The sequence below is a fragment of the Curtobacterium sp. SORGH_AS_0776 genome, from assembly GCF_031453355.1.
In the GTDB taxonomy this organism is placed as follows: domain Bacteria; phylum Actinomycetota; class Actinomycetes; order Actinomycetales; family Microbacteriaceae; genus Curtobacterium.
In genome coordinates, this window is sequence record NZ_JAVIYU010000001.1 from 1,780,851 (window position 1) to 1,798,663 (window position 17,813).

18 protein-coding genes are annotated in these 17,813 nt (G+C 71.6%); 7 read left to right on the forward strand and 11 right to left on the reverse strand.

From position 1 onward, the window contains the following. Positions 1–42: 42 nt before the first annotated feature. Entirely contained in the window at positions 43–1,341 is a 1,299-nt protein-coding gene (locus QE359_RS09000) for a citrate synthase (RefSeq protein ID WP_083403225.1), read from the forward strand. Between the two features lie 130 nt (positions 1,342–1,471). Here the strand turns inward: QE359_RS09000 and QE359_RS09005 are convergent, their stop codons facing one another. Both QE359_RS09005 and dapD read right to left on the reverse strand, forming a co-directional pair. Continuing rightward, entirely contained in the window at positions 1,472–2,278 is an 807-nt protein-coding gene (locus tag QE359_RS09005) for an alpha/beta hydrolase (protein WP_309778907.1), read from the reverse strand. An 11-nt stretch (positions 2,279–2,289) separates the two neighbouring features. Beyond that, positions 2,290–3,258, reverse strand: a complete 969-nt coding sequence (dapD, locus tag QE359_RS09010) for a 2,3,4,5-tetrahydropyridine-2,6-dicarboxylate N-succinyltransferase (protein ID WP_309778908.1) — start codon at positions 3,256–3,258, stop codon at positions 2,290–2,292. An 88-nt stretch (positions 3,259–3,346) separates the two neighbouring features. Between dapD and dapE the strand changes: the two genes are divergently transcribed. Both dapE and QE359_RS09020 read left to right on the forward strand, forming a co-directional pair. Continuing rightward, a complete protein-coding gene (gene dapE, locus QE359_RS09015) occupies positions 3,347–4,429 on the forward strand; it encodes a succinyl-diaminopimelate desuccinylase (protein ID WP_070416701.1) in 1,083 nt (360 codons plus the stop codon). After that, positions 4,414–5,658 (forward strand): hypothetical protein, encoded by a 1,245-nt coding sequence (locus QE359_RS09020; protein WP_309778909.1) that lies wholly within the window; start codon positions 4,414–4,416, stop codon positions 5,656–5,658. Before dapE ends, QE359_RS09020 begins: the two co-directional genes overlap by 16 nt. On the opposite strand, the gene QE359_RS09025 is transcribed toward QE359_RS09020, so the two are convergent. Continuing rightward, positions 5,637–6,785 (reverse strand): AI-2E family transporter, encoded by a 1,149-nt coding sequence (locus QE359_RS09025; protein WP_309778910.1) that lies wholly within the window; start codon positions 6,783–6,785, stop codon positions 5,637–5,639. The two genes, QE359_RS09020 and QE359_RS09025, sit on opposite strands and share 22 nt — an antisense overlap. 127 nt (positions 6,786–6,912) lie before the next feature. On the opposite strand from QE359_RS09025, the gene QE359_RS09030 reads away from it, so the two are divergent. Further along, entirely contained in the window at positions 6,913–7,083 is a 171-nt protein-coding gene (locus QE359_RS09030) for a DUF3117 domain-containing protein (RefSeq protein WP_017887054.1), read from the forward strand. A gap of 134 nt (positions 7,084–7,217) precedes the next feature. Then, positions 7,218–7,976 (forward strand): AAA family ATPase, encoded by a 759-nt coding sequence (locus QE359_RS09035; protein ID WP_092384902.1) that lies wholly within the window; start codon positions 7,218–7,220, stop codon positions 7,974–7,976. On the opposite strand, the gene QE359_RS09040 is transcribed toward QE359_RS09035, so the two are convergent. Then, entirely contained in the window at positions 7,973–8,605 is a 633-nt protein-coding gene (locus QE359_RS09040) for an O-methyltransferase (RefSeq protein WP_070416696.1), read from the reverse strand. The two genes, QE359_RS09035 and QE359_RS09040, sit on opposite strands and share 4 nt — an antisense overlap. Positions 8,606–8,669: 64 nt before the next feature. On the opposite strand from QE359_RS09040, the gene QE359_RS09045 reads away from it, so the two are divergent. After that, the gene (locus QE359_RS09045) at positions 8,670–9,038 is read left to right on the forward strand and encodes a twin-arginine translocase TatA/TatE family subunit (RefSeq protein WP_070416695.1); all 369 of its coding nucleotides are present in this window, start codon (positions 8,670–8,672) and stop codon (positions 9,036–9,038) included. 80 nt (positions 9,039–9,118) lie between these two features. Here the strand turns inward: QE359_RS09045 and QE359_RS09050 are convergent, their stop codons facing one another. The 5 genes from QE359_RS09050 to QE359_RS09070 form a co-directional block, all read right to left on the reverse strand. Further along, positions 9,119–10,411: a carbohydrate-binding protein gene (locus tag QE359_RS09050; RefSeq protein ID WP_309778911.1), complete on the reverse strand. Its 1,293-nt coding sequence runs from the start codon at positions 10,409–10,411 to the stop codon at positions 9,119–9,121. Positions 10,412–10,571: 160 nt separating this feature from the next. Continuing rightward, the gene (locus QE359_RS09055) at positions 10,572–11,420 is read right to left on the reverse strand and encodes a class I SAM-dependent methyltransferase (protein WP_309778912.1); all 849 of its coding nucleotides are present in this window, start codon (positions 11,418–11,420) and stop codon (positions 10,572–10,574) included. Positions 11,421–11,430: 10 nt separating this feature from the next. Beyond that, the gene (locus QE359_RS09060) at positions 11,431–12,630 is read right to left on the reverse strand and encodes an Mrp/NBP35 family ATP-binding protein (RefSeq protein WP_396127727.1); all 1,200 of its coding nucleotides are present in this window, start codon (positions 12,628–12,630) and stop codon (positions 11,431–11,433) included. Continuing rightward, positions 12,584–13,081: a DUF1003 domain-containing protein gene (locus tag QE359_RS09065; protein WP_309780414.1), complete on the reverse strand. Its 498-nt coding sequence runs from the start codon at positions 13,079–13,081 to the stop codon at positions 12,584–12,586. The genes QE359_RS09060 and QE359_RS09065 overlap by 47 nt, the downstream gene beginning before the upstream one ends. 52 nt (positions 13,082–13,133) lie before the next feature. Further along, complete coding sequence (locus tag QE359_RS09070; protein ID WP_070416690.1) at positions 13,134–14,453, reverse strand: magnesium transporter MgtE N-terminal domain-containing protein; 1,320 nt, start codon at positions 14,451–14,453, stop codon at positions 13,134–13,136. 104 nt (positions 14,454–14,557) lie between these two features. On the opposite strand from QE359_RS09070, the gene QE359_RS09075 reads away from it, so the two are divergent. After that, the gene (locus QE359_RS09075; protein ID WP_309778913.1) at positions 14,558–15,511 is read left to right on the forward strand and encodes a general stress protein; all 954 of its coding nucleotides are present in this window, start codon (positions 14,558–14,560) and stop codon (positions 15,509–15,511) included. A 314-nt stretch (positions 15,512–15,825) separates the two neighbouring features. Here QE359_RS09075 and QE359_RS09080 read toward each other — a convergent pair whose 3' ends face one another. Both QE359_RS09080 and QE359_RS09085 read right to left on the reverse strand, forming a co-directional pair. Beyond that, the gene (locus QE359_RS09080) at positions 15,826–16,314 is read right to left on the reverse strand and encodes a GNAT family N-acetyltransferase (protein WP_092384196.1); all 489 of its coding nucleotides are present in this window, start codon (positions 16,312–16,314) and stop codon (positions 15,826–15,828) included. A 9-nt stretch (positions 16,315–16,323) separates the two neighbouring features. Further along, positions 16,324–17,808, reverse strand: a complete 1,485-nt coding sequence (locus QE359_RS09085) for an aminopeptidase P family protein (RefSeq protein ID WP_309778914.1) — start codon at positions 17,806–17,808, stop codon at positions 16,324–16,326. Between the last annotated feature and the right edge of the window lie 5 nt (positions 17,809–17,813).

Consider the following 17,813-nt stretch of genomic DNA (forward strand, 5'->3'; position numbering starts at 1 on the left):
GACGCTCAGAAGACGGCCACACCGCCCACCACGCCCGTCCCCGTGAGTCCCGCCGCCGAGCAGACCGCGGCGACCGCGACGCTGACGTACCCGGGCGGCACGGCGGAGTTCCCGATCCTGCCGAGCGTCGACGGTGCGTCCACCATCGACATCTCGACGTTCAAGAAGCAGACCGGGATGAACACGCTCGACTACGGGTTCGTGAACACCGGGTCGACGAAGAGCGCCATCACCTACATCGACGGCGACCAGGGCATCCTGCGGTACCGCGGCTACCCGATCGACCAGGTCGCGTCGAACCTGACCTTCCTCGAGGTCGCCTGGCTCCTCATCTACGGCGAACTGCCGACGCCCGCCGAGCTCGAGTCGTTCGACGCCCGGATCCGCCGCCACACGCTGCTGCACGAGGACCTCCGTCGTCTGTTCGACGCCCTGCCGCACTCGGCGCACCCGATGTCCGTCCTCTCCAGCGCCGTCAGCGCCCTGTCGACCTACTACGAGGACGACATGGACGTCGACGACCCCGAGAAGGTCGAGCTCCAGACCGTCCGGCTCCTCGCGAAGCTGCCGGTGATCGCCGCGTACGCGCACAAGAAGTCCATCGGGCAGGCGTTCCTGTACCCGGACAACTCGCTGTCCTTCGTCGACAACTTCCTGCGCCTGAACTTCGGCACGATGGCCGAGACCTACCAGCCGAACCCGGTGCTGTCGAAGGCGCTCGAGCGGCTCCTGATCCTGCACGAGGACCACGAGCAGAACGCCTCCACCGCCACGGTCCGGATGGTCGGGTCGACGAAGGCGAACATGTTCGCCTCGATCTCCGCCGGCATCAACGCGCTGTACGGTCCGCTGCACGGCGGCGCGAACGAGGCCGTGCTCGAGATGCTCCAGCAGATCAAGGACTCGGGCGAGCCGGTGACGCGCTTCGTCGAGCGGGTGAAGAACAAGGAGCGCGGCGTGAAGCTCATGGGCTTCGGGCACCGCGTCTACAAGAACTACGACCCGCGGGCGAAGCTCGTGAAGGAGTCCGCGCACGAGGTGCTCGAGGCACTCGGCGTGCAGGACGACCTGCTCGACATCGCCATGGAGCTCGAGGGCATCGCGCTCGAGGACGAGTACTTCGTCAGCCGGAAGCTCTACCCGAACGTCGACTTCTACACGGGCATCATCTACAAGGCGATGGGCTTCCCGCCGCGGATGTTCACGGTCCTGTTCGCCATCGGGCGTCTGCCCGGGTGGATCGCGCAGTGGCGCGAGCTGAACAACGACCCGCTGAACAAGATCGGGCGCCCGCAGCAGCTCTACGTCGGGCACCCGGAGCGCGACCTGCCCGCACGCTGACGCGCCGCGCAGCCACGCGCGGGCGCGGCGGTGGACGGTACGGATCGACGGACGGGAGGCACGGTGCGGGCTGGCACCGCGCCTCCCGTCCGTCGCACGGCCGGCTCCGCCGCGTGCCCGCCCGCGCCGTTCAGGCGCCGGACGAGCGCGCCGCCCAGGCGGTCACGAGGTCGAGCGCCCGGTCCGAGTCGGGCGACCCCGGCCGGTTGAGGAAGGCGTGCCGCGCTGCCGGGAGCACGTGCCGGTCGACCGCCACCCCGGCGCTGCGCAGCTCGTCGGCGAACCGGTCGCCCGAGGCCCGCATCGTGTCGTGCTCGGCGTCCACCATGAGCGTGCGGGGGAAGCCGGAGAGGTCCTCGCCGCCGGGGAACGCGGTGGCGGTGTCGCCCGCGCGGCCGAGGTGGTTCCAGTTCGCCCGGTCGAGCAGCGCCGGGTGGTGCGTGAGCCGCCGGTGCCCGCGGACCGATCGGAGGACTGCCGCATCGCGCGGGGTGCGGGCGTGGAAGAACCCGTACGCGAGGACGAGTCCGTCCGGCCGTGCGGCGTCCGGCAGCGTCCGGGTCACGGCTGCTGCGAGGCACGCGCCGGCACTCGCCCCGCCGAGGAGGACCGGACCGTCGGTCTCGCCGCGGACGACCTCGAGCACGGCGCGGACCTCGTCGTTCGGCACCGGGTGACGGCGTCGACCCCGGGGTCCGCGGCCTCCGACGACGGGCAACCCGGGCAGGGGAGCGAGGCGGTACCCGACCGTGACGACGTCGAGCCCCCGGTCGGCGAGGGTGCTGGCGACGACCTGCGCTTCCGGGAGGTCGAGGCTGCCGCGGAAGAACCCACCCCCGTGCAACCACACGACCGTCGTGGCCGACGTCGTGCCCCGACGCGCGGCGTACCGGCGGACCGGCACCGGGCCGTGCGGTCCGTCGACCGTTCCCCCCACGGACGGACCGCCTACGCGTGCAGCGCGGTGTTGAGCTGGATGCCCTGCCCCTGGCGCTGCAGTGCCTCCACCGCGCCGGAGACCGAGTTGCGGCGGAACAGGATGTTGGGCGTCCCGGAGAGCTCGGCGGCCTTGACCGTCTTCGGGGTGCCGTCCGGGTTCGGGGCCGCGCCGACGAGGACGACCTTCGTGCCGGCCGTCACGTACAGCCCGGCCTCGACCACGGAGTCGTCGCCGAGCGAGATGCCGAGACCGGCGTTCGCACCGAGCAACGCGCGCTCCCCGAGGGAGACGCGGTGGGTGCCGCCGCCGGACAGCGTGCCCATGATGGAGGCGCCGCCGCCGATGTCCGTGCCGTTCCCGACGACGACGCCCTGCGAGACACGGCCCTCGATCATCGCGTCGCCGAGGGTGCCGGCGTTGAAGTTCACGAAGCCCTCGTGCATCACCGTCGTGCCGGGAGCGAGGTGGGCGCCGAGCCGGACCCGGTTCGCGTCGGCGATGCGCACGCGGTCCGGCACGACGTAGTCGACCAGCCGGGGGAACTTGTCGATCGCGTGCACGGCGATCCCGGCGCGCTGCAGGCCGGGGCGGAGGCGGGTCAGGTCGTCGGGGTGCACCGGGCCCGCGTTCGTCCACGCGACGATCGGCAGGTGCGCGAAGACACCGTCGAGGTTGACCTCGTTCGGCGCCACGTGCAGGTGGCTGAGGAGGTGCAGGCGGAGGTACGCGTCCGGCGTGCTCACGGGTGCGGCGTCGATCGTGACCTCGGTCGTGACCGCCTCGATCGTGACACCGCGGCGCGGGTCGTCGCCGACGTGTGCGCGCAGGTCGGCGGGGAACACGGCGTCGGCGGGCAGCGCGCCGACGAACGTCTCCGGGTACCAGGTGTCGAGCGTCGTGCCGTCGGCGGCGATCGTCGCGAGGCCGTGGCCCCAGGCGTGGGTCGGGCGGGCGGTGGCAGCGGTCGTGTCGGTCACCGGACCAGGGTACCCAGCGAGGGGAGGGGCCACCCGTCCGTCCGGACGGCTCCGCCGGGCTGCAAGGGTCGGCCGGTAGGCTTCCCGCATGCCGGAGCCGCTCGACCTCACCGCCTCGTCCATCGACATCACCCGTGCCATCTGCGACATCGAGTCGGTGTCCGGTGACGAAGGGCCGCTCGCCGACGCGATCGAGGCCGCCCTGACGCCGCTGCCCCACCTCGAGGTGATCCGCGACGGCGACGCGATCGTGGCACGGACGAACCTCGGTCGTGACCGCCGCGTGGTCATCGCGGGGCACATCGACACCGTGCCGCTCAACGGCAACCTGCCGACCGAGTTCCGGACGGCCGAGGACGGCACCGAGATCCTCTGGGGCCGCGGCACCGTGGACATGAAGGCCGGTTGCGCAGTCCAGCTCAAGCTCGCGTACGACCTCGCCGAGCCGAACGTCGACGTCACCTGGGTCTTCTACGACCACGAAGAGGTGAGCGACGCGCTGAACGGCCTCGGACGCCTGGCACGGACGCGTCCCGAGCTCCTCGCGGGCGACTTCGCGATCCTCGGCGAGCCCTCCGGCGCGCAGATCGAGGGCGGCTGCAACGGCAACCTCCGGGCCGAGGTCCGCGCCTCCGGCAAGCGCTCGCACAGCGCCCGGAGCTGGATCGGCGACAACGCGATCCACAAGGCCGCGCCGATCCTGGCCACGCTCGCCGCCTACGAGCCGCGCACCGTCACGGTCGACGGACTCGACTACCGCGAAGGCCTCAACGCCGTCGGCATCACGGGCGGCATCGCCGGCAACGTCATCCCCGACGAGGTCATGGTGCACGTCAACTACCGCTTCGCCCCGTCGCGCAGCGCGGACGAAGCCGTCGCCCACATCCGCGAGCTCTTCGACGGCTACGACGTGCAGATCGTCGACCTCGCCGCCGGTGCCCGACCCGGACTCGACGCCCCGCTGGCGCAGGACTTCGTCGCCGCCGTCGGCGGTCCCGCGCCCCGGCCGAAGTACGGGTGGACCGACGTCGCACGCTTCTCGGCGCTCGGCGTCCCCGCGGTCAACTACGGGCCCGGTGAGCCGGTCTTCGCCCACCACGACGACGAGCAGGTCCCCGTCGACCAGATCACCGCGGTCGAGCACGGTCTGCGTCGGTGGCTGACGGCCTGACCACGGCCGGGTCCACCCGGCTGAGCCCCGCCCGCGCCCGGTGGCACGCCCGCTACCGCGTCGTGCCGTCGTGGGTGCGGATCACGGTCGTGTACGTGCTCGCGCGGATCGTCACGGGCACGATGCTCGCCGCGTTCGCGAGCGTGCAGGCGGCGAACTCGTTCACGGTGCAGCACCCGGGCCTGCTGTCGTTCTCGTCGATCTGGGACGGCGCCTGGTACCGGGTGATCGCCGCGTCCGGGTACCCCTCGACGCTGCCGATCGACGCCACGGGACACGTGACCGAGAACGCCTGGGCGTTCATGCCCGCCTACCCCTTCCTGGTGCGGGGCCTGATGGCGCTGACGGGCGCGTCCTTCGAGTTCGTCGCCGTGTCCGTCTCGCTCCTGTTCGGCTGGGGAGCGGCGCTCGTGTTCCGACGGCTGATGGGTCGGTTCCTCGACCCGGCCCGAGCGACCTTCGCGACCGTGCTGTTCTGCGTCGCACCCGTCTCGGCGATGTTCCAGGTCGCGTACGCCGAGTCGATGGGCCTGTTCCTGCTCCTCGTCGCGCTGCTGCTCATGGTGGACCGCCGCTGGTGGTCGATGCTCCCGGTCGTCCTGCTGCTCGGGATGACCCGGCCGACCGGGCTGGCCTTCGCGCTGCTGATCGTGCTGTTCCTCGCCGCGTGGTTCGTCCGCCCGTCGTGGGTCCGCGCGTCGTCGCCGCTCACCGTGCAGCAGTTCGTCCCACCCGCGGTGGTCGCGGTCGTGTCCGGGATCGTCGGGCTGGCGTGGCCGGCGATCGCCTGGGCGGTGACCGGGGTGCCCCGGGCGTACACGGACACCGAACTGGCGTGGCGGTCGTCGTACATCGGGTGGCGGGAGCTCGTCCCGTTCGCGCCGTGGGTGCAGGGCTTCGGGTGGTGGTTCGGGCAGCCGGCCGGCGCGATCCTGCTCGCCGTCGTGGTGGTCGGGTTCGCCGCGTTCGTGGCCCTGCCGGCCGCGCGGCGGATCGGGCTCGAGCTGCGGCTCTGGGGCGTCGCCTACCTGGTGTACCTGCTGGCCGTGTTCTTCCCGCAGTCGAGCACCTGGCGCATCCTGCTGCCGATCGCCCCGCTGCTCGGGATCGTCGCGCTGCCGCGCTCGCGGGTGTACCGGGTGGCGGTCGTGGTGGTCTGCATCGCGCTGCAGTGGGTGTGGATGTACTACTGCTGGTGGATCGACGGCTACGACTGGACCCCGCCGTGATCGACGTCGGCCTCGCGGTCCTCGGCTCCCCGCGCCACCGCCTCGGGGTCGGCTGACGCCGCCGCGTGGATCATCGCGTTCGCGGTCGCGATGAACGGCACCGCGAAGAACGCCCCGACGACGCCGGCGATCGTCGTGCCCGCGGTGACGCCGAGCACGACACCGAGCGGGTGCACGCGCACGGCCGACCCGGTGAGGAACGGGTGCAGGACGTGGCTCTCGAGCTGCTGCACGGCGATCACGATGCCGAGCATGACCAGCGCGGGCACCCAGCCGTTGAACACGAGCGCGACGAGCACCGCGACGACGCCCGCGACGATCGCGCCGACGACCGGCACGAAGGCGCCGAAGAACACGATGACGCCGATCGGGATCGCGAGCGGCACCTGCAGCGCGAGGGCGCCGATCACGATGCCGAGCGCGTCCGTCACCGCGACGACGAGCTGGACGCGGATGAAGCTCGTCAGCGTCTTCCAGCCGGCGTGCCCGGCGACGTCGATGCGACCGCGCGCCCGGCGGGGGAAGAGCCGCACCACCCACGACCAGATGCGCGGGCCGTCGACGAGCACGAAGATCGTCGTGAACACCACGATGAAGAGGCCCTCGAGCAGGTGCACGAGCCCGCTCCCGGCCTCGGCCGCACCCGAGGCGATCGACGACGCGTGGGTCTGCAGGAACTTCGTGCCGTCGGACAGCCACTTCGTGACCTGCGACGCCGTGATGCCGAACGGCTCGGTGGCCAACAGGCTCTGCAGCGACTGCACGTTGTGGTCGAGACGGTGCTCGAGCGACGGCAGGTCGTACCGGATCTGTGCCGTGACGACCAGCGCGAGGACGCCGATGACGATCACGACGGCGAGGAAGCACGACAGCACCGCGAGCCACTTCGGCCAGCGGTGGCGCTGCAGGAACAGCGAGAACGGCGCGAGTAGGGCGCACACGATGAGGCCGATCAGGAACGGCACCACGATGTCCTGCAGCAGGACCACGAGTGCCACGACGACGGCGAGGGCGGCGACGACGACGAGCATCCGCCACGAGAACGCCCCCGCGACGCGCACGCCGGCGGGGACGGCCTCGACGGCGGGGTCGAGCGGTTGACGGCGCTTGGAGCGGATGTACGGCACACGCCAAGGTGACCACTCGGAACCGCGAGAACGTCGCGATCCACGGCCCCCAACCTGGGCGGTTTCGCAGTTCCCCCATCGATACGAGATAATGGGGGTGCATGTACTGCACGAAAGGGGACATCTGATGGCAGCCATGAAGCCGAGGACCGGTGACGGGCCGATGGAGGCTGTTAAGGAGGGTCGACTCATCATCGTGCGGGTTCCGCTCGAAGGTGGAGGCCGCCTGGTCGTCTCGGTCAACGATGCCGAGGCCAAGGAACTCCACGACGCACTCGCCGAGGTCGTCTCGGCCTAGTACGTCGACGCACCAGAACGGAGGGCCCGGAGCGCGTACGCTCCGGGCCCTCCGTCCGTCCGCACGTCCGTCCGCCCGCCCTCCGTCCGCACCGCCCGACGCTGATGTCGGCGTGGCACGGCAGGATGGGCTCCGTGCCGAGGACCCACCTGCCGATCCGTCGCGTCGAGGAGTACTGCGACCCCGACCCGATGCCCCGCGACGTCTGGCCCGCCACCCTCGCCCCCGTCCGGCAGCTCCTCGACGAGGGGCTCGACCTCGACCCCGTCACGGTGTTCGTCGGGGAGAACGGCGTCGGCAAGTCCACCATCGTCGAGGCCATCGCGCTGCAGTTCGGCATGGGGCCGGAGGGCGGCGGCACCGGATCGCAGCACTCGACCCGCGCCTCCGAGTCCGACCTGTGCGAACACATCGCCGTCCGCCGCGACTTTGGAGCGCCCCGCGGCGGGTTCTTCCTCCGGGCGGAGACCATGCACGGGTTCTTCACCTACCTCGAGGAACACCCGAACCTGTCTCGGCCCGAGCCGGTCTTCCACGAGCGCAGCCACGGCGAGTCCTTCCTCGACTTTGTGATCGACCGTGCGCGGTGGCCCGGGTTGTGGATCCTCGACGAACCCGAGTCCGCACTGTCGTTCTCCGGCTGCCTGGCGCTCATCGGCCTGCTGCAGTCGATCGTCGAGAGCGGCGTCGGGCAGGTGCTCATGTCGACGCACTCACCGGTGCTCGCGGCCTTCCCGGGCGCGACGATCCACGAGGTCGGTGAGTGGGGCCTGCGGCGCACGGAGTGGGCCGACCTCGACCTCGTCCGGCACCAGCGGTCGTTCCTCGAGTCCCCGGAGCGCTACCTGCGCCACCTCGGGCACGACGACTCCGACCGAGACGACACCGACTAAGCGGAGACCTTCGTCATCTGCAGCAGTCCGTCTCCGGCGGGGGAGAGCGCGCTGATGACCGCACCCGACGTCGACACCTCGGTGAGCAGCAGCCGGAAGTCGGTCGTCGCCCGGTCCCGCTTCACCGGGTCGGCCACCCGGCCCCGCCAGAGCGCGTGCGGCACGAGGACGGTCCCGCCGAGCCGAGCGAGCCGCAGTCCGTGCTCCACGTACTCGATGACGTGCTCCGGGTCGGCGTCGACGAGGACGATGTCGTACGAGGCCTCGTTCATGCGCGGCAGCACCTGGTTCGCCCGACCCGGGATGAGTCGGATCCGGGCGGGGGCGGTGCCCGCGGCGATGTACGCGTCACGGGCGTACTGCTGGTGGTCGACCTCGATGTCGATCGTGGTGAGCGTGGCGGACGGTGCCCCGCCGAGCAGGTACAGCCCGGACACCCCCAGGCCGGTGCCGATCTCGATCATGCTCGTGGCGCGCGAGGCGGCCGCGACGACCCCGATCTGTGCGCCGATGGCGGGGGAGATCGCCTCGACCCCGAGTTCGAGGGAGTGCTCCCTGGCTCGGGCGATCACCTCGGACTCCGAGACGATGTCCTCGGCGAACTTCCAGTTCGACTCTTTCTCTGACACGCACACTCCGTTCGGGTGACAACTCTACGGGTGCTCCGGGGTGTGGACGGGTTACGCTCGTACCGTGTTCGACGGCTTCGAGAAGTTCCTGGTGATCGGGATCATCGGCGTCCTCCTGCTCGGTCCGCAGCGACTCCCGCAGTACGCCCAGAAGCTCGCCGAGTTCGTCAAGGCCGTCCGTCGCTTCGCCGACACCGCGAAGGACCGGATGCGCGACGAGATGGGCCCCGAGTTCGACGAGGTCGACTGGCAGAAGCTCGACCCGCGGCAGTACGACCCGCGCCGGATCATCCGTGATGCGCTGCTCGACTCCGGCAGCAGCGCCGCTGCGGTGCAGACCGCGCAGGTGACCGCGTCGAAGGTGCGCGCGACGGCACCCGTGGTGCCGCTCGCCGTCGGCGAGGCCGCACCGTTCGACGCCGAAGCGACCTGACGCGACGTCACGTGAGCCGATGACGGACTGGAGGCGCGGTGCCAGCTGGCACCGCGCCTCCAGTCCCTTGGTGGTGGCGACTACTGCAGGTCGGCCAGGAAGCGGTCCGTCCACGCGAGGGCCGGTGCGCTCGGGACCGAGCTGCAGGTGGACATCGCCGTCGTCGAGGAGCACGGGGTGTCACGGTCGAGGGACCAGTAGTGGACCCCGGCGAGCCCGTTCGCCTTCGCGTAGGCAGACAGCGTGTCGACGTCGGCGAGGGTGAAGACCTCGTCGGAGGCGTCGTTCACGCCGATCATCGGGGTGACCTCGATCTTCGACGGTGCGATGCCGTACGTGTGCTCGAGGTTCGTGACGGCCTGGATCGAGGACTTGCCCATCTCGCAGGTCGATCCGGACAGGACGCAGTTCGCGCTCGTCGCGCGGCCGAAGTCCATCGTCATGAGGTTGACGGTGTAGTTCGTCAGGCTCGACGCCTTGATGGCCTTGACCGTGGCGTCACCGGTGCTGTTGAGGCCGCCGAAGCTCCCGTCGCTGGCGGCCAGGGTCGCGAGGGTGAACGAGAACCGCATCCCCGGGTACTTCGACTGCGCGAGCGCTGCGGCGTTGACGAGGTTCTGCACGTCGGCGGCGGACTGCCCGCTCTCGATGTCGAAGTCGACGCCGATCATGTGCGGGGTGGCGTACCGGGCGATGAAGCTCTGCAGCGCCGTACCCGAGCACTTGAACGAGCCCGCCGCGCCGCCGGTGCTCACGATGTAGTCCACGCCCGCGGCGTCGAGCTTCGGGATGTTGGCGCTCGCGAAGGCGTCCGCGGCGACGCCGCCCCAGTTCTCGCTGCCGCAGGTGCCGGTGGCGAAGGCGAGGGTGATCGCCTTGAGACCCGGCTCCCGGGTGGACACCAGGCTGTTGCTCGACCCGACGACCGGGATGCGCGTGCCGGTGACGGCGGTGTTCATCACGTTCGTGTTCCAGTCGAGGTTCACGGTGACGTCCTTGTAGGGGCTGAAGACCAGGCCCTTCGCCGTCCCGCCGCTGCCGCCGGTGCCCGGGGTGGTGGTGCCGCCGCCCGGGGTGGTCGTACCGCCGCCGCTGCCGGTGCCGGTGCAGGCTCCCGTGGACGTCCAGGGCTGGCCGCTGCCGGTCGCGCCGGAGTGGGTCGCGGGGTCGTCGCCCTGCGTCCACCAGTTCGCGGTGTAGTTCGTCCCGCTCTCGCTCACCGTCGCGCCGCCGCTGTACGCGGTGCCCGCGCTCCACGCGGAGGCGCACGCCGGTGTGGCCGCCATGGCCGGTGCTGCTGCGACGGACCCGCCCGCCAGTGCAGCCGCGAGGGCCGCGACGAGTCCGATCCTGAGTCTGGTCCTGCTGTTCACACGGTTCTCCTGTCCTCGGTCCGGCGGCGTTGCCGGACACGGGTGGAGCCCCTGCGGACCCGATTCCGCAGGAGCATTGTGGAATACCCCTGCATATTGCTCCGCAGTGGAACGACCTGTCCATGAAAGGACGTACAGGCAGCGTCGATCGGCTGGCGGATCAGTCCTTCGACGCGACGATCGTGAAGGTCGTGGGGAGGCGGTCGCGGTCCTCGCCGGGCCACTCCCACGAGCCGTCCCCGGTGTCGACCATGCGCGGGCTGAACCGCCACGGCAGCGTCCGACCCTCGTCGAGTCGGCGCAGCCGGAGCCCGGCGCCGAGCAGGGCGTTCACGATCTCCGACAGCGGGTGCGGCCACTCGTAGGTGCGGGTGTTCGACACCGTGCCGTCGCCCGCGTAGGTGCCGGCGTCGTCCCACTGCTGGGCGGAGCCGTCCGCGAAGTACCGGTAGCGGGTGACGAGCCCGTCGGCGTCCTCGTCGAGCGCGTACAGCGCGGGGTGGCCGTCGCGGATGAAGAACACGCCGCCCGGTCGCAGGAGTGCTGCGACCTGGGCGGCCCACCGGTCGAGGTCGTCGAGCCAGCAGATCGTCCCGATGCTCGTGTAGACGACGTCGAAGTCGCCCACCACCGCGGCCCGGGCGTCGAGGACGTCCGTCTCGACCCAGGTCACGTCGAGGCCGAGGCGCGCCGACAGCCCGGCGGCCGAGGCGAGCGCCGCGGGGGAGAAGTCGACGCCGGTGACGCAGGCTCCCTCACGCGCGAGCGAGACCGTGTCCGTGCCGATGTGGCACTGCAGGTGGCAGAGGTCGAGGCCGGCGAGGGAGCCGTCCGGCAGCCACGGTCGCAGTGCGGGCAGGTCGTCGCGGACGACGGTCGAGCGGTGGTCCGGGTCGGTCAGGGCGTCGATCTCGTAGGCGCCCTCGTGGATGGGCACCCGGTCGTCCCAGTTCGCGCGGTTGGTGTCGCGGGCCTGCTCCCAGTCGACGCTGACGTGATCAGTGCTCATGCACCCGACCCTACGACAGCGACAGCCCGAGCTTCCGGCCCGACAGGCCCCGTCCCATCGTGCCGATGCGGTCCGCGATCGCCGCCAGCGCCACCGCCGCTGGGTCCTCGGGATCGCCGAGCACCACCGGGACGCCGGCGTCGCCGCCCTCGCGGAGCGGCACGGACAGCGGCACGCTGCCGAGCACCGGGACGGCGGTGTCCTGGTCGCGGGAGAGCCGACGGGCGGTCTCGGCGCCACCGCCCTCGCCGAAGAGGTGCAGCACCGACCCGTCGGGCTGCACGAGGCCCGCCATGTTCTCGACGACGCCGATCACCCGCTGCCCGGTCTGACGGGCGACGATCCCGCTCCGTTCGGCCACGTCGGCAGCGGCCGCCTGGGGCGTGGTGACGACCAGGACCTCGGCGTGGGGGAGCAGCTGGCCGACCGAGATCGCCACGTCACCGGTACCGGGCGGCAGGTCGAGCAGGAGCACGTCGAGGTCGCCGAAGTACACGTCGGTGAGGAACTGCGAGACGGTGCGGTGCAGCATCGGACCGCGCCAGGACACCGCGGTCGAGACGTCGTCCACGAACATGCCGATCGAGACGACCTTCACGTCGTGCGCGACCGGCGGCAGGATCATGCTGTCGACCCGGGTCGGGCGAGGGGCCACGCCCGCGGCGTCGGTGAGCCCCATCAGCCCGGGGACACTGAAGCCGTGCACGTCGACGTCCACGATGCCCACGCGCTGCCCGCGGGCCGCGAGGGCGGCGGCGAGGTTCACGGTGACCGTCGACTTGCCGACACCGCCCTTGCCGCTCGTCACCGCGATCACCCGGGTGAGCGAGTCCGGGGTGAACTGCACGCCCCGGGGTCTCCCCGCGCGGAGGCGTTCGGTGAGCGCGGCACGGGTGGCCGGGGCCATCACGGACACGTCGACCGCCACGCTCGAGACGCCGTCCACGGAACCGGCGGCCGCACGCACGTCGCGCTCGATGGTGTCGGCGGCCGGGCACCCGACGATCGTGAGCTGCAGGTCGACGCGCACCGCGCCTCCTGGCTGCACGTCGACACCACGGATCATGTCGAGCTCCGTGACGGGCCGGCGGATCTCGGGGTCGATCACGCGGCCGAGCGCGGCGAGGACCGCGCTGCCCAGCTGCTCGTCCGACCGGCCGCCGTCAGCCACGGGCCGTCGTGCCGGACTCGTCGGCGAAGCCGGCGTCATCGGCGTCGCGCCGGTCGAGCTCCTCGAGCAGCGAGCGGATCTCGGCGCGGATGAAGTCCTTCGACGCCATGTCCCGCATCGCCAGGCGGAGCGCCACGACCTCGCGGGCGAGGTACTCGGTGTCGGCGAGGTTCCGCTCGGCGCGCTGCCGGTCCTGCTCGAACTGCACGCGGTCGCGGTCGTCCTGCCGGTTCTGGGCGAGCAGGATGAGCGGTGCCGCGTACGACGCCTGCAGGGACAGCACGAGCGTCAGGGCCGTGAAGCCGATCGCCGCGGAGTCGAACTGCCAGGGCTTCGGGGCGAGCGTGTTGTAGCCCATCCAGACGACGCAGAACAGGGTCAGGCCGACGAGGAACCAGGGCGTTCCCATCGCCCGCGCGATGCCCTCGGTCGCGCGACCGAAGGCGTCACCGCGACCTCGGCGCCGGGTCGGCAGGACGCGGGTGCGCATGCCCTTGGGGGAGTCGAGTCGAGCATCGGTCCGCTCGCGATCGCGGCGGTCGTCATCCGTTCGGGCCACGGGTGGTCCTCCTTCCCGTCGTCACGGGCGTCCTGCGTGGGCGTTGGCGCGGAAGCGGTGAGGGTTCCCCCTCGCCCTGACTTCGCCAGTCGTCCGGCAGGACGTGGTCGAGGACATCGTCGATCGTCACCACCCCGACGAGACGGTGGGCATCGTCGACCACGGGGACGGACAGCAGGTTGTAGGTCGCCATGATGCGCGTGACCTCGGCCGCGCTCGCGTCGACGCGGACCGGGTCGGTCTGCTGGTCGATGAGCGTGCCGAGTCGTTCGTTCGGCGGGTAGCGGAGCATCCGCTGGAAGTGCACGAGGCCGAGGAACCGGCCGGTCGGCGGCTCGTACGGCGGCAGCGTCACGCAGACGGCGGCGCCGAGCACCGGCGCGAGTTCGTGACGGCGGACGAGTGCGAGCCCCTCGGCGACGGTGGCGTCGGCGGACACGATCACCGGTTCGGTCGTCATGAGACCACCGGCGGTGTCTGGCTCGTACTCGAGGAGCATGCGGACGTCCTGCGCCTCTTCCGGCTCCATGAGCTGGAGGAGGGCCTCGCTGCGCTCGTCTGAGAACTGGGCGAGGACGTCGGCCGCGTCGTCCGGCTGCATGTGGTCGAGCACGTCGGCCGCACGGGAGTCGACGAGCCGGGTGAGGATCTCGATCCGCTGCTGGTCGGGCATCTCCTCGAGCACGTCGGCGAGCCGGTCGTCGGGGAGTTCCTCGGCGACCTCGAACCGCCGTTCCTCCGGCAGGTCGAGCAGCGTCGACGCCAGGTCGGCCGGCAGCAGGTCGGAGTATGCGGCGATCACGTGTTCGGCGGACTGGGCCTCGCCGGGGAGCTCGTCCTCGGTGACCTCGTTCCAGGTCGCGAACGTCGTCGGGCCCTTGCCGAACGGGGACGGCGTGGTCTTCGGCTTGCGGAGGAAGAGCTGCGACACCTCCCAGTCGCCCTGCCCGCGGTCCTCGATCGCGACGTCCTCGATGGTGGCGCGGATGCGCTCCTTCTTGATGAGGACCTTGCGGCCGAGCATCTCCGCGATCACCCGGACCTCGCCACCGCGCTGCTCGAAGCGGCGCATGTTCACGAGGCCGGTCGTGATGACCTGCCCGGCACCGATCGAGGTGATGCGGCCGATGCTCACGAAGATCCGGCGCTTGCCCGGGACCTCGACGATCAGACCGACGACGTGCGGCGGATCGGCCCGGCGGTACACCACCAGGACGTCCCGGACGCGGCCGACGCGGTCTCCCGCGGGGTCGAAGACGGAGCACCCGGCGAGGCGGGCGACGAAGACCTTCGTGGCGCTCACCCGACCCAGCGTAGTCGGTGCGTCTGGCCGGATCCGCCGTGGCGGTCGGCGGCTTCCCTGAGAGTGCACGTGCGATTGCAAGGTGTGCGGTGAATGATGGCTGTGTGAGCAATCAGAGCCCGTTCGGCGGCCGGACCGCCCAGGCCTTCCCGACGCTGCCCAAGGGCGACGTCCTCGGCACCTACGACAGCTACCCCGACGCCCAGCGCGTGGTGGCGAAGCTCGCCGAGGCCGACTTCCCGGTCAACCAGCTCTCGATCGTCGGCAACGACCTCAAGACCGTCGAGCGCGTCACCGGCAAGATGACGTACGGCCGTGCGGCGATCGCCGGCGCGCTGTCCGGCCTCTGGCTCGGCATCTTCTTCGGCATCGTGCTGACGCTCTTCTCGCCGAGTGCCGGTGGCCTCATCCTCGCCGCCGCCATCATCGGTGCCGCGTTCGGCATGCTCTACGGCATCGTCTCGTTCGCGATCACGAAGCGGCAGCGGGACTTCACGAGCGTGCACCAGGTCCTCGCGACGAACTACCAGATCGTCGTCGAGCCGCAGCTCGTGGGTCAGGCACGTCGCATCCTCGGTGAGGCCGGTCTCGCCCCCGCCACGCACTGGAACCCCGGTACGCCGGGTGCCCCGGGACCGCAGAGCGGCCCGGGGGCCGGGTTCCAGGGGCAGCCGCCGCAGCAGCCGTGGCGTCCGGGTCCCGGCTCCGGTGCCCCCGGCTCCGGCGGGCAGTCGGCCGGGCCCGGTGGCGGGTGGGGCGCCGGTCAGCAGGGATCGCCGTACGGCGGGCACGCCACACCGCACCACCAGCCAGGAGGCGCGCAGCAGCCCGGCACGCCGTCCTCCGGCGCGCAAACGGGGACGCCGCGCTACGGCACGAACGAGGGGCCGCGCTACGGGGAGACCCCGGCGACCGCTCCCGCGCAGGCAGCGCCCGCGTCCGCCCAGCAGCCGCGTGCGGAGGAGCCGCCGCGCTACGGGGAGCGGGTGACCGGGGCGACGCCGCCGGCGCCGAGCTCCGCCGAGTCCGCTCCGTCGAAGGACGACGAGTCGCGCTGAGTCGCCGCCGGCCGCCGGGCTCGGGGTCGGGGTCGGGGTCGCACGACGCGCCGCTCACGTCCGCCGAGGTCGCGAGAACGGCCGTTCCTCGTCGCGGGGAGCGGCCGTTTTCCGCGACCTCGGCGGCGTCCGTCCCGGCGCCCGCGGATCGTCGAGCGGGCGGGACACGCCGCGCGCACGTCGTCGAGCGGGCGGGACACCCCGCGCGCAGGTCGTTGAGCGGGCGGGACACGCCGCGCGCACGTCGTCGAGCGGGCGGGAACGGCCGCCGAGGTGCTGCGAGCGGGACGTACTTCGCCAGCTCGGGGCCCGGGCTAGAGGACCTTCGAGTAGCAGATCGAGGTCGGGACCCCGACGTACGGCCCGAAGTTCGCGATGCGCGTGAACCCCTCGCGCTCGTAGAACCCGATCGCACGCTTCTGCTCGTTCCCGGTCTCCAGCACGAGCGCCGGCGAACCGAGGTCGAGCGCAGCGTCCTCCAACCGACGCAGCAGCGCCGCCGCGACACCGGCACCCCGGGACTCCGGCCGGACGTACATCCGCTTGATCTCGGTGATGCCGTCCTGCACGACCCGCAGCCCGCCGCAGCCGAGCGGCGTACCGTCGTCGTCCCGCGCGAGGAAGAACACCGCGATGGAGTCCGCCGTCGGCTTGTCGCCGGGTTCGGTGTCGCCGCCGTACGCACGGTCGATCTCCAGGCGCTGGGCGGCGCGGAGCCGCTGGGCGTCGGGGGAGTCGAAGTGCTCGACGTCGATCGAGAACGCGCTCTCGCTGGGGCTGGGGGAGACCTCCGGTGTCGTCACCCGCTCAGGCTAGCGGCCGGAGCGGGCGATCCACCCCTCCACTTCCGAGGGGGTCCGGGGGATGCCGACGGACAGGTTCTCGGCGCCGTCCTCGGTGACGAGGATGTCGTCCTCGATGCGGACGCCGATGCCGCGGAACTCCTCGGGCACGGTGAGGTCGTCCTGCTGGAAGTACAGGCCGGGCTCGATCGTGAAGACCATGCCGGCCTGCACGGTGCCGTCGATGTACATCTCACGCCGGGCCTTCGCGCAGTCGTGCACGTCGAGGCCGAGGTGGTGGCTCGTGCCGTGCACCATGTAGCGACGGTGGAACTGGTTGTCCTGCTGGAGCGATTCCTCGGCGCTGCCGGGCAGGAAGCCCCACTCGGCGGTCTTGCGGGCGATGACCTCCATCGCGGTGGCGTGCACCTGACGGAAGGTGATGCCGGGCTTCACGATGGCGAAGGCCGCGTCCGCCGCCTCGAGCACGGCTTCGTACACGAGGCGCTGCACGTCGGTGAAGGTGCCGCTGACCGGGAGCGTGCGGGTGATGTCGGCCGTGTAGAACGAGTCGACCTCGACCCCGGCGTCGATGAGGATCAGGTCGCCCGGCTCGACGGCGCCGTCGTTGCGGGTCCAGTGCAGGATGCAGGCGTGGTGGCCGGAGGCGGCGATCGTGTCGTAGCCCACGGTGTTGCCGTCGGCGCGGGCACGGCGGTTGAACGTGCCCTCGACGATGCGCTCGCCGCGGGGGTGCGCCAGGACCGCGTCGAAGTCGGCGATGACGTCGTCGAAGCCGGCCTTGGTCGCGTTCACGGCCTTGCGGAGCTCGTTGACCTCGTACGCGTCCTTCACGAGGCGCAGCTCGGAGAGGTCGCGGGCGAGGGCGTCGTCCGTCGCGGGCACGCCGTCGGCCTCCGGCGCGCCACCGACGGCGGTGCCGATCCGGTCGTCGAGCCCACGGGTGAGGTCGGTGTCGGCGTCGCGCACGACGAGGGCCGAGGCGTCGAGTCCGGCGCGCACGGCGTCGAACGCGCCGAGGTCGGCCGTCGCGAGAACGAGGTCCGCCGCGACCTCGTCCAGCGAGGGGCGCGGGCCGACCCAGAACTCCCCGATCTCGGGGTTGGCGTAGAACTCCTCGGAGTCGCGGCCGGCGGTCGCGCGGAAGTACAGCGTGGCGTCGTGCCCGGAGCCGTTCGGCGTCATGACGAGCACGGAGCCGACGACGGTGTCGGTGCCCCAACCGGTCAGGTGTGCGAACGCGGAGTGCGGGCGGAACGGGTAGTCGCAGTCGTTCGACCGCACCTTGGCCTGGCCGGCCGGCACGACGATCGTCCGGCCCGGGTGCAGCTCGGAGAGCTTCGCGCGGCGTTCGGCAGCGAAGGCGGCCTGCTCGCGGGGCTCGGGCAGCGGACGGTCACGATCGGCCCACTGCGAGCCGATGTAGTCCTTGAACGTCGAGGATCCGGGGGTGGTGGAACGGTTGCTCGTCGCGCGGGGCGTGGTGTCGGACATGCACC

Coding starts and splice junctions, on each gene's coding strand:
- dapE (WP_070416701.1), top strand. CDS start 3,347: ATGCCGGAGCCGCTCGACCTCACCGCCTCGTCCATCGACATCACCCGT.
- QE359_RS09030 (WP_017887054.1), top strand. CDS start 6,913: ATGGCAGCCATGAAGCCGAGGACCGGTGACGGGCCGATGGAGGCTGTT.
- QE359_RS09055 (WP_309778912.1), bottom strand. CDS start 11,420: ATGAGCACTGATCACGTCAGCGTCGACTGGGAGCAGGCCCGCGACACC.
- QE359_RS09060 (WP_396127727.1), bottom strand. CDS start 12,630: ATGACGCCGGCTTCGCCGACGAGTCCGGCACGACGGCCCGTGGCTGAC.
- QE359_RS09085 (WP_309778914.1), bottom strand. CDS start 17,808: ATGTCCGACACCACGCCCCGCGCGACGAGCAACCGTTCCACCACCCCC.
- QE359_RS09065 (WP_309780414.1), bottom strand. CDS start 13,081: ATGCGCACCCGCGTCCTGCCGACCCGGCGCCGAGGTCGCGGTGACGCC.